The 14511-nt window shown below is 63.3% G+C and carries 11 protein-coding genes; 4 read left to right on the forward strand and 7 right to left on the reverse strand.

Features of this window, described 5'->3' with window-relative positions; genetic code table 11:
• Positions 1-48: 48 nt before the first annotated feature.
• The 3 genes from ACFELO_RS12150 to ACFELO_RS12160 form a co-directional block, all read right to left on the reverse strand.
• A complete protein-coding gene (locus ACFELO_RS12150; protein WP_440958028.1) occupies positions 49-1764 on the reverse strand; it encodes an alkaline phosphatase D family protein in 1716 nt (571 codons plus the stop codon).
• Between the two features lie 133 nt (positions 1765-1897).
• On the reverse strand, positions 1898-4234 hold the full coding sequence (locus ACFELO_RS12155; protein ID WP_440958029.1) for a TonB-dependent receptor: 2337 nt from the start codon (positions 4232-4234) through the stop codon (positions 1898-1900).
• Positions 4235-4467: 233 nt separating this feature from the next.
• Positions 4468-6726, reverse strand: a complete 2259-nt coding sequence (locus ACFELO_RS12160) for a TonB-dependent receptor (RefSeq protein WP_440958030.1) — start codon at positions 6724-6726, stop codon at positions 4468-4470.
• Positions 6727-6974: 248 nt separating this feature from the next.
• Here ACFELO_RS12160 and ACFELO_RS12165 point away from each other — a divergent pair, with 248 nt between their 5' ends.
• Positions 6975-8012, forward strand: a complete 1038-nt coding sequence (locus ACFELO_RS12165) for an RluA family pseudouridine synthase (RefSeq protein WP_440958031.1) — start codon at positions 6975-6977, stop codon at positions 8010-8012.
• Here ACFELO_RS12165 and ACFELO_RS12170 read toward each other — a convergent pair.
• Entirely contained in the window at positions 8009-8896 is an 888-nt protein-coding gene (locus ACFELO_RS12170) for a bile acid:sodium symporter family protein (RefSeq protein WP_440958032.1), read from the reverse strand. The two genes, ACFELO_RS12165 and ACFELO_RS12170, sit on opposite strands and share 4 nt — an antisense overlap.
• 73 nt (positions 8897-8969) lie before the next feature.
• Positions 8970-9488: a GNAT family N-acetyltransferase gene (locus ACFELO_RS12175; protein ID WP_440958033.1), complete on the reverse strand. Its 519-nt coding sequence runs from the start codon at positions 9486-9488 to the stop codon at positions 8970-8972.
• A gap of 215 nt (positions 9489-9703) precedes the next feature.
• Here ACFELO_RS12175 and rpoH point away from each other — a divergent pair, with 215 nt between their 5' ends.
• A complete protein-coding gene (gene rpoH / locus ACFELO_RS12180; protein WP_440958034.1) occupies positions 9704-10594 on the forward strand; it encodes an RNA polymerase sigma factor RpoH in 891 nt (296 codons plus the stop codon).
• Here the strand turns inward: rpoH and ACFELO_RS12185 are convergent.
• A complete protein-coding gene (locus ACFELO_RS12185; protein WP_440958035.1) occupies positions 10591-11325 on the reverse strand; it encodes a lysoplasmalogenase in 735 nt (244 codons plus the stop codon). The two genes, rpoH and ACFELO_RS12185, sit on opposite strands and share 4 nt — an antisense overlap.
• A gap of 154 nt (positions 11326-11479) precedes the next feature.
• On the opposite strand from ACFELO_RS12185, the gene ACFELO_RS12190 reads away from it, so the two are divergent.
• Positions 11480-12502 (forward strand): DUF481 domain-containing protein, encoded by a 1023-nt coding sequence (locus tag ACFELO_RS12190; RefSeq protein WP_440958036.1) that lies wholly within the window; start codon positions 11480-11482, stop codon positions 12500-12502.
• A 12-nt stretch (positions 12503-12514) separates the two neighbouring features.
• Here ACFELO_RS12190 and ACFELO_RS12195 read toward each other — a convergent pair whose 3' ends face one another.
• A complete protein-coding gene (locus ACFELO_RS12195; protein ID WP_440958037.1) occupies positions 12515-13813 on the reverse strand; it encodes a trypsin-like serine peptidase in 1299 nt (432 codons plus the stop codon).
• Positions 13814-13979: 166 nt separating this feature from the next.
• Here ACFELO_RS12195 and ACFELO_RS12200 point away from each other — a divergent pair, with 166 nt between their 5' ends.
• A complete protein-coding gene (locus ACFELO_RS12200; protein WP_440958038.1) occupies positions 13980-14507 on the forward strand; it encodes a hypothetical protein in 528 nt (175 codons plus the stop codon).
• Positions 14508-14511: the final 4 nt, after the last annotated feature.

Here is a 14511-nt window from a genome sequence, read left to right on the forward strand (position 1 = left end):
GCCCTGTCTAGGCGCGGACGCCTTAAAAGACCGCAATCCTGAACGCGGTCAGCTCAGGCGCTCGACCTCGGCGACAGGCCCGCCCAGAGCCGGCGTCACCCGCCAGCGGCTGTCCAGACCCGCGTCAAAGGCCGTGTCCTTGATCGTGGAGACCGCCACGAAGTCCGCGACCGCGTCCTCCGGCGTCAGAGTGAGCAGGACATAACCCTTGGCGTAGACGCTGTGATGAAGAATGTGCGGATTGGCTTTCAGGGTCATCTGACCGAAATCCACGCTCGGCGCATTGACGAACTCATAATCCGACGGGCTGGTCACCGAGGTGACGCCAAATTCGACGCCCACGCGCTCACCGCTTTCGGTCTTCAGGTCCACAGTCCAGAAATTGTGGCTGTCCCCGGTCAGCACGATGAAGTCGGCATTGGCCGCGCGCGCGGCCTCGAACAAGCGCTCGCGCTCGGCCGGAAAGCCGTCCCAGGTGTCGAGCGTCATGGGCACGCTGAACTGGGTCTGCTGGGCGAAATCCCACACCTGACCGCCCGCCAGACGCATGCCCCAGCGCAGCCAGAGCGGCGGCTCCTTGGTGTAATCGGGCGCCGTGGCCGAGCCCATCAGCACCTGGTTGGCGAAGATGCGCCAGGGTTTGCCCGCCGCCGCCGATTGCTCCAACGTGCGGATGACAAAGTCGAACTGTTCCGCGCCCAGCATGGTGCGGTCCTCGCCGCCCACCCGCAACTCCAGCCAGTTGCGGACGGTTTCCTGGATTTGCGGGTCTTGCGGATCGGAATCGAGCGGCACCGGGAAGTCATCAAGCGTCATCTCGTCAGAGCGCGCCAGCAAACGGCTCTCCAGGAAGATCAGCGTCGCCAGATCCCCGATCTCGAGCGCGCCATAGCGCGCCCGACGATCCTCGGCCTCGCGCACCGGCAGCCAGCCATAATAGGCGCGCAAGGCCGCGTCGACGCGATCCGACCAGGCGCCCTCGCCCTGATCCGGGTCGTGGTTCTCGGCCCCGGTCAGATGGGCGTTATTGGCGGTCTCATGGTCATCCCAGATGGTCAGCCACGGCGCCGCGGCCTTGAGGGCCTTCAGATCCGGGTCCGCGCCATACTGGGCGTAGCGGGTGACATAATCCTCATAGGTGACGATCTCGTGGGCGGGCTCGACCATGCGGCCCAGTCGCTCGTCATCCTCCATGGCGTAGCCGCCACGGCCGTACTCGTAGATGTAATCGCCCAGATGCACGACGAGATCGATATCGTTGCGCTCGGCTGCGTCGCGATAGGCGTTGAAGAAGCCCGCCGGATAGTTCGAACACGAGAAAGCCGCGATGGTGAAACGGTCCACGCCGCCCTCGGGCAGGGTGCGCGTCCGCCCGGTCTCACTGACCACATCGCCATAATGGAAGCGGTACCAGTACGCGCGTCCCGGCTGCAGACCGTCCGCCAGAAGCTTGAACGGGGTCATGTTGTTGACGGCTTCAGCAGCGCGGGCGGCTTCGGCCTCGAGAATGACCGAGGTGAAGGCTTCATCCTCGGCCAGCTCCACGCGAACCGGCGAATCAAGACTGTCCGTCGTCACCGCCGTCCACAGCATGATCGAGGTCTGGTCCGGGTCACCGCTGGCGACGCCATGCTTGAAGGGGCCGTCCGCAGGCGGGCGCGGCTCGAAACGCGCTTCCTCACCGCTACAGGCCGTTGCCGCGAGCCCGAGACCCGCAACGCCCGCAAGCGCCGCGCGACGCGTCAGCTTGTATTCCTGTGACATGAACTCCCCCTCTTGTGTGCCCGCTTGCTGCGCGCTTGGGAAAAGTAGAAACCAAACAAGAAGGCCGGCGCAAGGCCCCTCTCCCCGCGCCGGCCACAGTCCCGTCCCCCCGGACGGATCTTGGAACGTCAGCCTAGAAGCTGGCGCCGATGCGGAAACCGTAGGTGCGCGGGGCGCCTGCGATAAAGGTCGGCAGACCAAAGCCCGCGCCGGTGTTGCCGGCGTCGATCAGGTATTCCTGATCGGCGATGTTGTTGCCGAAGATTTCCGCATAGTAGCGCTCGGACGGGTGGTCATAGCGCACCCGGGCCCGCAGCAGGCCGTAGGAGTCCTGACGCACGCCGGCGAAGCGGTCATTGTCGTTGTCGGTGAAGACATGGGACTGCCAGGAGAAGCTCGGCAGGATGGACACCGTCCCCCAGGGCTGGTTCAGGGCTTCCCAGCGCGCGCCCAGCGAGAAGGAGTGCTCGGGCGCATAGCGGAAGCGGTTGCCGCCGAGGGCCTGGGCCTGACCGTTGGAGGTCTTGTCGAACTTGGCGAGGTTGTAGGAATAGGTCGCCATCAGGTCGAGCGTGTCGGTGAGGTGGAAATCGCCCTGCAGCTCCAGGCCGCGCTGGGTCGCAGACCCGGCGTTTTGCGGCACGAAGGTGCTGGTAAGCGGATCAAACACGGACGTGCGGAAGTTGTCGTATTTGGATTCGTAGACCGAGGCGGTCAGCGTGCCGTAATCGAGCGTGAAGAACGCGCCAACTTCCAGGGAGTCCACAATCTCGGCAGGAGAGGTGCTGAAGAAGGACGGATCGCTGGAGTCGATAGAGATGAGGTCCGGGCTGCGGCCGCGGGCATAGCTGACCCAGGCGTTCATGCGGTCGCTCACTTCGTACGCCGCGTTCACACGATAGGTCCAGTCATCGAAATCCGCGCTGGAGCTGATCTCGGCGCCGTTCGGGGAGCTGGTCAGGATCAGGGCCGGACCGAAGGTCACGCGGTTCACGCCCATGGACGAGCCGCCATAGCCTGACGCGTTCTTGCTCTCGTCGGTGTAGCGCAGGCCCGCCGTCACGGTCAGACGGTCGGTGACGTCAAAGGAAGCGTCGGCGAAGAAGTCGAGCGCTTCGGTGGAACCGGCGTTCGCGGATTCTTCAGTGTAGTTCGGACGCAGCGGCACAAAGCCCATGCCCTGGGACAGGGCTGCGATCGAATACGGGAACGGGTTCGCCAGATCGGTCAGGGTTTCAGGCGTGACGCCCAGCAGGCCGGCGATGGTGTTCACATTGCCGAACTGGCCCAGACGCACGAACAGGGCCTGGGTGACAGCTTCATTGTAGATGGCCGGAATACGCTGGGTGTTGGCTTCGTAGAAATAGGTGAAGCCGCCGAAGGCCGTGAAGCGGCCGCCATTGTCAAAGCTCAGGCGCATTTCATGGCTGGTCTGACGACCGGTCGCATCTTCGCCGAAGTTGATCGCTTCAAAGCCGATGCCGAGCGGATCGAAGATCTCGACCGCATCATACTCGCGATAGCCGGTCACGGTGGACAGGTTCCAGGACGGGTTGATGTCCCAGCTGGTCAGGGCGGTCAGGCCCCACACCGTGCGGTCCAGACCCAGACCCTGATCGCTTTCAAAGCCATCGATCACGCGCAGGTCAGCGGCGGAATGCGGGTTGGTGTTGCCGCCTTGCGGGGCGATCACGCCGGACTTGAAGGCGCTGCCCGGGCCGCTGTCCTGCTGCCAGTTGGCGATCAGGTCGAAGTTGAAATAGCTGGTCGGCTCGCCGGAGAACACCACGCGGCCCGCCAGAACGTCACGGCCCTGCAGATCGTCGCCATCGCCCAGATTGGGGATGTAGCCGTCACGCACGCGGTTCATCGCCGCGACGCGCAGACCATAATTGTCAGCCACGGCGTAGTTCACATGGCCGCCGATTTCATAGGAGTCAAAATTGCCAAGACCGGCGAAAAGGCTCGCAGAGTTCTCGAAGGCGGCCTTGTTCTGGATGATGTTGATGCCGCCGATCAGCGCGCCGCGACCAAACAGGGTCGGTTGCGGGCCCTTGGCGACTTCCAGACGCTCGATGTCAAACAGTTCGACATAGGAGCCGCGCGAGCGCGAGATGGACAGGCCGTCCTGGAACATGGCCACGCGCGCTTCAGCGGTGGAGACGCCGCTGTCGGTGGTGATGCCGCGCAGGGAGTAGCCGGTGTTGTTCGGGCTCTGCTCCTGAATGACGAGGCCCGGCGTGTACAGGGCCATGTCTTCAAGGTTGCGGATGTCCAGACGCTCGATCAGCTCTTCGTTGAAGGCCGACACGTTGATCGGCACGTCAGCCAGGGACTGTTCGCGGAACTGGGTGGTCACCGTGATCACGTCGGTGACCTGGTCATTGACCTCGGTTTGAGCGAAGGCGGCGGACGCAGGCGCAAGCGCGAGAACTGCAGCGCACGCAGACAGGCGAGCTTTGAACGTCATTGTAAGGACCCCTGAACTTGGTACATGGCGCACACGGAAGGTGCGCAGACCGGCTGCTGGTAGGGGTCAAGTGTGACGCTTCGCTAACGGCTTGGACAAAGAATGGTAACGGTTCGACATAATGCAGATGACGTTACTTAAAAGCCACTCCATATGCATAAACGAATAGGCCTATTCATTATCAATTGGCCTCAAATACACACACAGAATAGCGCCCATCCGGGGAGGCGCGACTAGAAGCTCGCGCCGATCTTGATGCCCGCCATACGGGGCGACCCGGCGATAAAGGTGGGCAGACCGAAACTGTCCCCGGTATTGCCCGCATCAATGATGTAGGCCTCATCCGCCAGATTGTTGACGAAGACCTCGCCATAGATCCGCTCATCGGGCAGATCCAGGCGGGCCCGGATATTGATGAGACCGAAATCCCCCTGGAGCTCGTCCTGGCGACCGTCGGTCAGGTCATTGTCATTGTCGAAGAAGACCTCTGACTGCCAGGTCCAGGTCGGGATCAGCGACAGCAGCCCCAGTCCTGTCTCGAATTCGGCAAGCGCGCCGACGGACAGCGCATGGTCGGGCGACAGGCGGAAGGTGTTGCCGGCGAACTCTTGCGGTCGGCCTTCGGAGTCCGTGTCGTCAAATTCGGAGATATTGTACGCATAGGTCGCAAACACGGACAGGTGGTCCGTGAATTGATGATCAAGCTGGCCTTCAAAACCGTACTGCGTCGCACGGCCAGCATTGTCCACGATATAGGTGGCGCTTTGCGGCTCGAGTCGCGCGCTCTGGAAGTTTTCGTACTCGGAATAGAAAACGGAGGCCTGAATGTTGGTGGAATCCAGCGTCCAATAGCCGCCCAGTTCATAGCTGTCGACGATTTCTGCCGGAGCGATCACGAACTGGCCGTCTGAGTAACTGATCACGTCCGGACGACGCCCGCGCGCATAGGACGCAAACAGGTTCACCGCGGCATTGAGGTCATACTGACCGGTCACGCGCCAGGTGAAGTCGTCAAAGCTTCGAGAGCCGGACTCCAGCATCACGCCATTGGGCGTCGCGGGGAGAAAGGCGGTCGGCGCTCCCGTAACGCGGTTCGGCGCGTCGATATGCCAGCCGGAGATCCCGGCCTCCTTGTCTTCTGTGGTCCAGCGCAGCCCAGCGCCAAGCGTCAGACGATCCGTGACCGCGTAGGACACGTCACCAAACAGATCAAAGGCAGTGGTTTCGCCGTAATTGGTGGTCCCTTCGCGGTAATCGCCCAGCGGCACGACCTGACCCGCTGTCAGCAGGCTGAGTACGGCGAACCCGAACGGATCAAGCAGATCGTCAAAGCCATCCGCATTGGGGACACCCTGTAGCGCCAGCAAGGCTTCGACCTGCGCTACGCTCAAACCTGCGCTTGCGGCCAGCTGTGGCGCCAGGAGAGCCTGAGCCACGGCTTCATCCGTGGCCAGCGTAATCGCCTGTCGGCTGCGCTCATAAAAATACGACGCGCCGAAAAATCCCGTCACGGGGCCACCGGCGTCATAATTGAAGCGGATTTCCTGACTCCATTGATGTCCGGAACCGTTATCTGCGACCGCGAGCAAGTCTGCGGCAAAGCCATCTGAATCCAGGATCTCCCGGGTCTCAAGGGCGCGCCAGCCGGTGATGGAGCTGAGAGACCAAGTCTCGTTCAGATCGTAATCGCCCAGAACCGTTACGCCGTAGACTTTGCGGTTGATGCCCAGAGGCGCGCCATTTTCCAGCAACGGCGATGTGTTCAGCGCGGCCGGCTCCCAAGGCTCCAGCGAGACGCCCGGCGCAGGCGCGAACACCCCGGATTTGAACGAGGTGCCGCCTTCAGGCGTGTCATCCTGATAATTGGCGATCACATCCAGACGCAGGGCGTCTGTCGGCTCCCAGCGGGCGGAGACCCGATAGGCTTCAAGCTCGACGGCGTTCATCGCCGGTCCGCCCAGCACATTGTCCACATAGCCGTCACGCGCCTTGTGGGCGGCGGCGATTCTGAGGGCGAAGGCGTCGCTGAGCGGCAGGTTCACATGCCCGCGCGCTTCTCGGCGATTATAATCCCCCAGCGTGACAGACCCGGCGCCGGACATCACATCGTTCAGCTGGGCCTTGTTCTGGATAATGTTGATGCCGCCGATCAGCGCGCCGCGACCAAACAGGGTGGGTTGAGGGCCTTTGGCCACTTCCACGCGCTCGACATCGAACAGCTCCACAAACGCCCCGCGAGCGCGCGAGATAGGCACGCCGTCCTGAAACACCGCAACCCGGGCTTCGCCCGTCGCCGTGGTGTCATCTGACGTGATGCCGCGAATGGCGAAGCCGGGCGTATTGGGTGATTGCTCCTGAATCTCCAGACCCGGAACAAAATCAGACAATTCATCAAATTGCTCGACCCCCAGCACTTCAAGGCGACGGGCGTTGTAAGCGGTCAGATTGAGCGGAACATCGGTGACAGACTGCTCACGTTTCTGCGTCGTCACGGTAATCACATCCGTGACCTGCGTCTCGCCCTGCTGAGCAAAAGCAGGCGCAACGGGTGACAGCGCCAGGAGCGCGGTGCACACAGTCAAGCGAGCTTTAAACGTCATTGTCAGTATCCCTGATCTTGTTGCATAGGGTTCATACCGGCGATCACGACCGGATGCGGAATGGGACCAGATAAGCGCTTTCGCTTACCAATTCGTCACGACACGGACGCGGAGTGCAGCTCTGTGTCAGGCGTCCCTGAATGTCACTCAACAGCCCCGAGAAGGCCCCGCCTTTGACCACACCGCCCCCCAGAGAACAGATTGCAACCTCTGCCGAGGCGGGCGAGCGCCTGGATCGCTGGATGGCGGCGACATGGGCGGACCTCTCCCGCTCGCGCTGCAAGGCGCTGGTTGAGCAGGGCTGCCTGCTTGTGGATGGCGAAGCGCTGACCGATCCCTCCGCCAAGGTGCGCGACGGCGCGGTCTATCGTCTGGACGTGCCCGCCCCGGTGGAAGCCACGCCGAAGCCCGAGGACATTCCGCTTGAGGTCCTGTTCGAGGACGCGCATCTGATCGTCATCAACAAACCCGCCGGCATGGCCGTCCACCCCGCCGCGGGCAACTGGACAGGCACGCTGGTGCACGCCCTGCTGTTTCATTGCGCGGGATCCCTGTCAGGCATTGGCGGCGTCGAGCGTCCCGGCATCGTGCATCGCCTCGACAAGGACACGTCCGGCGTCATGGTGGCGGCCAAGACTGACAAGGCGCATCAGGGCCTGTCTGACCAATTCGCCGCCCACAGCGTCGAGCGCGCCTATCTGGCTTTCACCCGCTCTGCGCCCCAACCCCGTGCGGGCCGGATCGAGACGCGCCTCGCGCGCTCCAGCCATGACCGCAAGAAAATGGCCGTGATCGACACGCCCGGCTCGCAAGCGGGCAAGCACGCCATCACCAATTACGAGACGCTTGAGACCTTCGGTCAGGAGCCCGGCCGGTCGATCGGTCATCCCATGTGCGCGCTGGTGCGCTGTCGGCTGGAAACCGGACGGACGCACCAGATCCGGGTGCATATGGCCCATATCGGCTGCCCGCTTCTGGGCGATCCGGTCTATGGCCGGGGCCGGTCCACACCGTTGGCGAAGCTCGACAGCGGCAAGGACTTCAAGGACTTCCGACGTCAGGCGCTACACGCCGCCGTGCTGGGCTTTGAACACCCGGTGACCGGAGAGCCGGTGCGGTGCGAGACCGACCTGCCCAAGGACATGCAAAGGCTGCAAGGCTTTCTGGAACGGCTCTAGCGCGCCATGGCCCGCGCGCGACGGGCTGCTTTCGACCAGCGTCGCGCCCACAGGATGAACAGTCCGGCGGTGCCGAACATGAGCAGCCCGTAGACCGCGGCGGGCATGGCGTAGACGATGTCGCCCAGAAGCGAGCCCGCCACCACAATCGCCAGCGTCGCGTTCTGCAGGCCGCATTCCAGCGTCAGAGCGATGCGCTGGCGCATCTTGAACGCCAGCCAGCTCGACACGGCGAACGCCACCCCCATCGCAGCGAGATTGAGCGCCAGCGACACCGCCCCCGCCTGCGTCAATCGCCGCACCGTCTCGCCAATGCCGTCATTGATCACGGTTGCGACGACCACCGCGGCAAAGACCAGTCCCGACATCAGACGCGAATAGGGCGCGAGCGCATCGGCAAGTCCGGGCGAAAGCTTGCGCACCGCCATGCCCAACGCGACCGGAACGAAGGTCAGAACAAAGATCACCACGCCGGTCGAGACCATGCCCACTTCAGGCGCGCCGGGGCCCATGAACAGGGCCAGCGCAATCATCAAAACCAGGGGCACCGTCACCACGGAGGCCAGCGAGGTGGTCGCGGTGAGCGACACAGAGAGCGCCACATCCCCGCGCGCCATATGAGTCAGCAGGTTCGATGTGGTCCCGCCCGGACAGGCCGCCAGCAAAACCACACCCACCTTCACGGTGGACGGAATGGGCAGAAACGCCACCAGCACGATGGCGATCACCGGCAGGGAAATGAATTGCAGGGCCGTCCCCACCAGGAAGGCCTTGGGCTGCAGCGCAATGCGTTTGAAATCCGCGATCGTCAGGCCCACACCGAGGGTGAACATGATGAACGCCAGGGCGAGCGGCAGCAGAACTTGCACAAACAGACTATCCATGACCGCAACTTTAGAGCGCTTGGATCGCCGCTGAAAGTAACAATCGGATTAGGGGCTTAAGGGGCCGCACAGATTACAGGTCAAGCGCCAGCACCCAGTCATCATAGATGCGGCCACCCACATCGAACTGACGCGTGCCGACCCGCTCAAAGCCCATGCTGTCATAAAAAGCGAGCGCCCGTTCATTGCCCTGATAAACGCCCAGCAAGAGACGTGACGCACCTTCTGCGCGGGCATGGGTGACGGCTTCGGCAAGAAAGCGTCGCCCCAGCCCCGAACGGTGCAGGCTCGCCAGCACATAGATGCGCTTGATCTCAAGATCGTCCGCCCGCGTCTCGATGGGCAGGTCCGGCGGCGTCAGGTGCAGATAACCGACCGGCGCCGCGCCGGGCGCCTGTTCGGCCAGCCAGAGCGAATGGGTCGGTGTTTCCAGCGCCTGTGCGTAGACCGCAGGCGTGTGGCGCTCTGCGCAATGACGGATGATCGCGCCGCCATCAACGACGCCGGCATAGCTTTCCAGAAACGTCGCCGCCCCCACCAGGGCCAGCGCTTCCTGATCGCCCGGACGGGCCTGTCTGACTGAGATGCTCATCGGGTCAGTTTTCGCGGGCTTTCGCGCAAGAGCAATACATTGTTTCCGTTGGAAGCCTTAATCTGGGCGCCGTTTTCTGTTTAATTTCAGGGGCTGACAGATTGTGTTTCAGCTTCACTGGCTTGTGACCCCTAACAATCTGGAAATCGGCTACCTAAATGAACGCGGCGCTGGTCATACCATCAGCGCCAAGGGCTCACTGGGGAGTGACACGCATGGCAAATATGAAAACGGCGCTGACCATGTCGCCCGAAGCCGGTCTGTCGCGATATCTCGCGGAGATCCGGAAATTCCCCATGCTGGAAAAGGATCAGGAGTTCATGCTGGCCAAGCGCTGGCAGGAACACGAGGATTCTGACGCCGCCCACCAGCTTGTCACCTCCCACCTGCGCCTCGTCGCCAAGATCGCCATGGGCTATCGCGGCTATGGCCTGCCGATCGCCGAAGTGATCAGCGAAGGCAATGTGGGCCTGATGCAGGCGGTGAAGAAATTCGATCCCGACAAGGGCTTCCGCCTGGCCACCTACGCCATGTGGTGGATCCGCGCCTCGATCCAGGAATACATCCTGCGCTCCTGGTCCCTCGTGAAGATGGGCACCACGGCGGCGCAGAAAAAGCTGTTCTTCAACCTGCGCCGGATGAAGAGCCAGATGCGCGCGCTGGAAGAAGGCGATCTGCGTCCCGATCAGGTCGAGGAAATCGCCACCAAGCTGGGCGTGACCGATGACGACGTGATCTCCATGAACCGTCGCCTGTCCGGCCCGGACGCCTCGCTTAACGCGCCGATGCGTGCGGATGGTGAAGCGGAATGGCAGGACTGGCTGGCCGATGACGATGCCGATGACGCCGAGGAAGAGCTGGCGGAATCCGATGAATTCTCCATGCGCATGACCCTCCTGCAGGAGGCCATGGGCGCGCTCAACGAGCGTGAGCAGAACATCATTCAGGAACGCCGCCTGACCGAAGAGCCCAAGACCCTTGAGGATCTGGCGCAAGTCTATGGCGTCAGCCGCGAACGCATCCGTCAGATCGAGGTGCGCGCCTTTGAAAAGCTGCAGAACGAGATGAAGCGGCTGGCCGAAGAGCGCGGCCTGATGCCGGCCTAGGCTGCCGGCTCAGCCTTTTCACCTGTGATCGCCTGCATGGCCTTGGCGCGGACAATGCCCAGCGTCAGGCATAGCTGCGCGCCATAATAGGTGACCCAGACAAGCACGCCGCCCCAGTCGAGCCCGGCGTCGAACACCAGCACGTCCCGGAACCAGCGGGTGGCGATCAGCGAGTCCGACACGACGAACATAAGCGCCCCGATCACGATCAGATTGGGGCCTTTGACCAGTCCGGCGGACATGGCCATCAGCAGGATGATCCCCAGATAAACGCTCGCCGGGACGATCAGCGCGCCCATGCCGCCATTGATCCAGAGCCACATCGCAACGCCAAAGACGAACAGGCCGCCCGCCAGCACCAGGCCTTCGCGCTTGAAGCCGCTGCTACGCACCATCAGGGCGAAGATGGCGATATAGGTCAGGTGCGCGGCGCCAAAGAAGCCGATCCCGGCTTCCAGCTGGGGCGGACGCATGGCCAGCGCGTAATCCCCGCCTGCGGACAGCAGCAATGCAAGCGCCAGAACCGGCGCGCGCTTGAGCAGCGCGTACACGCCCAAAAGGATGATCCCCAGCGCCTTGGTCAGCGCCAGACCGGGCATGGAGACGGTCGTCATGTCCAGGCCGAGATAGACCACCGAGGCCGCAACCGACACCCACAGATAGATGGGCGCCGCCCAGTCGGGAAACAGCGGTTCGGTGCGGGCATAGCGGTCAGCGACTGGGTCGGTCATGCGGCAATCTCGTCACAAAGGGGCGCCAATACCGTCAAAGGCGTGCCGCGTTCCTGCGCGAGCGTCAAGGCATACAGCAGCTTTACAGGCTCTAAGGGTTTGTCTCCCCCCGCCGAATGTGTTTGTTTTCCTATCGCTGCCCGGAGTCTGACGCATGATCCTGACCGCTTTCGCTGCTCTTTCACTCGCCGCTTCACCGGCGGAAGGACTGGAACCCCCGTTCCAGGAATTGCTGGCGGCGGCGGCGGCGGAAGACAATGAGGCGGTTTTCATCAACGCGGTCACCTTGCTGGCCCTGACCCAGCCTGCCCAGCGCATCGCGCGCGGGGCCGCGCGCCTGTCTGATCGGCACGCCGTCCTGGCCCGTCGCACGCTGGGTTTACCCATTGCGCCCGTGACGCCCGCCCCGCCCCCCGCCATGATCGCGGTGGACACCGAACTTCAGGACGCCGCCGAGGCGAATGAGCTGACCTCAAAGGTCGACCCGTTCTGGATCGCGGCGCCGGCCTCGGCCATGATGTTGCTCACTCGGGCCGAATCCGAGCTATGGACGGGCAAGATCCGCCTGGGCGTGCGGGCGGATAGCGGGGATTCTGACCGACTGGATTACACGATCGGCCTTGATGCCGAACGTGAACTCGTCGGGTGGGGGTTCGAGACCAGCGCGATCTATTCCTACTCGGAAGTGGACGGCAATGTGGGCCGGGACGAGCTGATCCTGAAAGCTCGCGGCGAACGTGAAGCCGGTGAGCGCTGGACCCTGTTCACCAACACCGAATGGGAGCGCGATCAGATTTCCGGCTTTGACTGGACCGGCTTTCTGGGCGTCGGCGCAGGCTATCGCGCCCTTCAACGCGACAAGGCCGAGTGGACCATCCGCGCGGCGCCCGGCGTCCGCTATATCCAGGAAGTCGACAACGGCTCCTATTACGAAGGCGCGTTCGACCTGTTGTCAGACGTGGAGCTGCAGCTGAGCGATACGATGCGGCTGGAATCGGAAACCCGCTTCCTGGCGTCCAACAGCGCCCGGGCGGACCAGTTGTTCAAGCTGAACACCGATCTGGGCGATCTGTGGTCCCTGGAAGTGCGCTATCGCTACCGCTACGAATTCAACCCCGAACCGGGCTTTGAGGCCGGTGACAGTCGCACCGACCTCGCCCTGGTCCGGGAATTCTAGTTCGTCCGGACGCTATTGCTTGACCGGCTCGGGTTTGCCCGGCTTGCCAGGACCGCGCGGACGCAGACCGCCATTACCGATCTCACCTGCCGAGAACCGCTCAACGAGCGGAACCCAGCGATCCGAACGCGCCGCGATATAGATGAACGGCCCGTCCGGGTTGGAGCGGAAGTTTGAATCCGTCGCCACCACGCGCCACTCGCCATTGCGCTCGATCATGAAGGGCGATCCGGAATCCCCGCGCGTCGTGTCGCAATTGTGCGCCATGGTGTTGTCGTCAAAGACCTCGACCATGCGGCAATCGAAATTGCCCGACAGATTATCGCCCGTATCCCAGGAATAACCGGCCTGGCGGATCGGCGCGCGCAGTGCTTCACGCGCCCCTTCCTCATCCACAAGGGCTTCATAGCCCACATGGCCCAGCTCGGCGCCAAGAGGCTGGTCAATGCGCAGCATGGCCCAGTCGGTGCCGTCCAGATCATCGCCGGAGCTGAAGGCGGCCTCGTCCCAGTCTGAATCCATCAGATAGTCGATGACGCGCGCCGTCCGGCTGCCGCCGGGCAGGTTCTCGCCGGTATGGAAGACGCCCGCCGCGTCGATGCGGCCCTCTTCAGAGACGCAGTGCGCCGCCGTGATCAGGATGTCGTCCCCGATCAGGGTCGCCGTGCAGGTGCCGCCTGCATCAAACTCGATATAGCCCACCACGCTCCACGGGAAGACGCCGGTATCCATCAGGACCCGGTCATCATGACCAAAGTAATGGTCCTGAATGGTCATCGGGCGTTCCCGACCGATGCAATCGGCGCGGTCGGTGCGCGCCTCGCACGCGCCATTGCCCACACCCGGCTCTTCGCAGATGCCGTTAAAGGCGGTGTCGCACTGGTCATTGCGGAAACGCAGATCGATCAGCGCGCCGCAATCGGTGCGGTCGGTAGCCTGGGTGCAGGCGCCGGTGCCGAAGCCCGGCTCGTCACACTCGCCATCATTGGCCCATTGGCAGGAATCATCCTCGACCCCCGCCATCAGGCGCCAGCAATCGGAATGGTCGGTGCCCGCCGCGCAAGCGCCGGTTCCCAGTCCGGGTTCGTCACACTCATTGTCATTGGCGTAGCGACAGCTGTCATCGCCCGCGATGGCGCTGGCGCCCGTCGCCGGGCCCGCGCCCGGCTTGGTCACCTGGTGCAGAATGTTCTGATAATCGCGGCTGGTGAAGCTGTCGCTATCGCCACGAAGCCAGTTCAGCTCCTGCGCAAACGCGCCACCCGCCAGCAGAGCAAGGCCGGCAGAGGCGGCCAGAACGGATTTAAACATCTCATCCCCAATCGTAATTCGGCGCTAGTCCCCCGTGCGCCGGTCACATCCAGTATCGTTCATCTGGTTGAATAGAACATGAAAGCCTAACCCAGCATGTGTTCAGGCGCGATGCGTCAATCTCACTCCCATCAGGCCGGAAGGCCAAGGATGAAGGAGAAACACGATGCATGTAATCGCAAAACTGGCTGCGGCCGCCGCCTTCGCCGGACTGGCCGCCACCGCCCTGCCCGCCGCGGCCAATGCCGCCGACCTCACCGTGAGCGTCAGCACCACGACCGCCGCTGTTCAGGGCTATGGCCATCGTCGCGGCCATGAACCCCATCATCGGGGCTATCGCTGGAACGGCCCGGAAGGTCACTTTGTGGTCTATGCCAACGCCTGCCCTGACCTGCGTGAAGACCGCCGAGACGCCCGTCACAATACCGGCTGGCGGGATCGCCGAGAGGACCGTCGCGACCGCCGCGTGCTCAACTGCCCGGATCGCGCCTGGGATTATGTGCCGAGCCGCCGCGAAGAGCGGGCGGGCCGCACGGGTGACCGCCTGCGTCCGGATCGCGCCTATCTCGATCGCCGCACCGGCGGCTATTACGTCGAGACCCGCTGGGGCGCCGTCCCCGTCCAGGTTGTCCAGGGCCGCGGCGGACGCGACCATCACGGCCGGGGCCGGGGTCGCGGGTATGGCCGTCACTAGATCG

Source organism: Oceanicaulis sp. LC35 (assembly GCF_052055585.1).
Taxonomy (GTDB): Bacteria; Pseudomonadota; Alphaproteobacteria; order Caulobacterales; family Maricaulaceae; genus Oceanicaulis.

Coding starts and splice junctions, on each gene's coding strand:
- ACFELO_RS12170 (WP_440958032.1), bottom strand. CDS start 8,896: ATGGATAGTCTGTTTGTGCAAGTTCTGCTGCCGCTCGCCCTGGCGTTC.
- ACFELO_RS12150 (WP_440958028.1), bottom strand. CDS start 1,764: ATGTCACAGGAATACAAGCTGACGCGTCGCGCGGCGCTTGCGGGCGTT.
- ACFELO_RS12165 (WP_440958031.1), top strand. CDS start 6,975: ATGTCACTCAACAGCCCCGAGAAGGCCCCGCCTTTGACCACACCGCCC.
- rpoH (WP_440958034.1), top strand. CDS start 9,704: ATGGCAAATATGAAAACGGCGCTGACCATGTCGCCCGAAGCCGGTCTG.
- ACFELO_RS12175 (WP_440958033.1), bottom strand. CDS start 9,488: ATGAGCATCTCAGTCAGACAGGCCCGTCCGGGCGATCAGGAAGCGCTG.
- ACFELO_RS12200 (WP_440958038.1), top strand. CDS start 13,980: ATGCATGTAATCGCAAAACTGGCTGCGGCCGCCGCCTTCGCCGGACTG.
- ACFELO_RS12155 (WP_440958029.1), bottom strand. CDS start 4,234: ATGACGTTCAAAGCTCGCCTGTCTGCGTGCGCTGCAGTTCTCGCGCTT.
- ACFELO_RS12190 (WP_440958036.1), top strand. CDS start 11,480: ATGATCCTGACCGCTTTCGCTGCTCTTTCACTCGCCGCTTCACCGGCG.
- ACFELO_RS12185 (WP_440958035.1), bottom strand. CDS start 11,325: ATGACCGACCCAGTCGCTGACCGCTATGCCCGCACCGAACCGCTGTTT.
- ACFELO_RS12195 (WP_440958037.1), bottom strand. CDS start 13,813: ATGTTTAAATCCGTTCTGGCCGCCTCTGCCGGCCTTGCTCTGCTGGCG.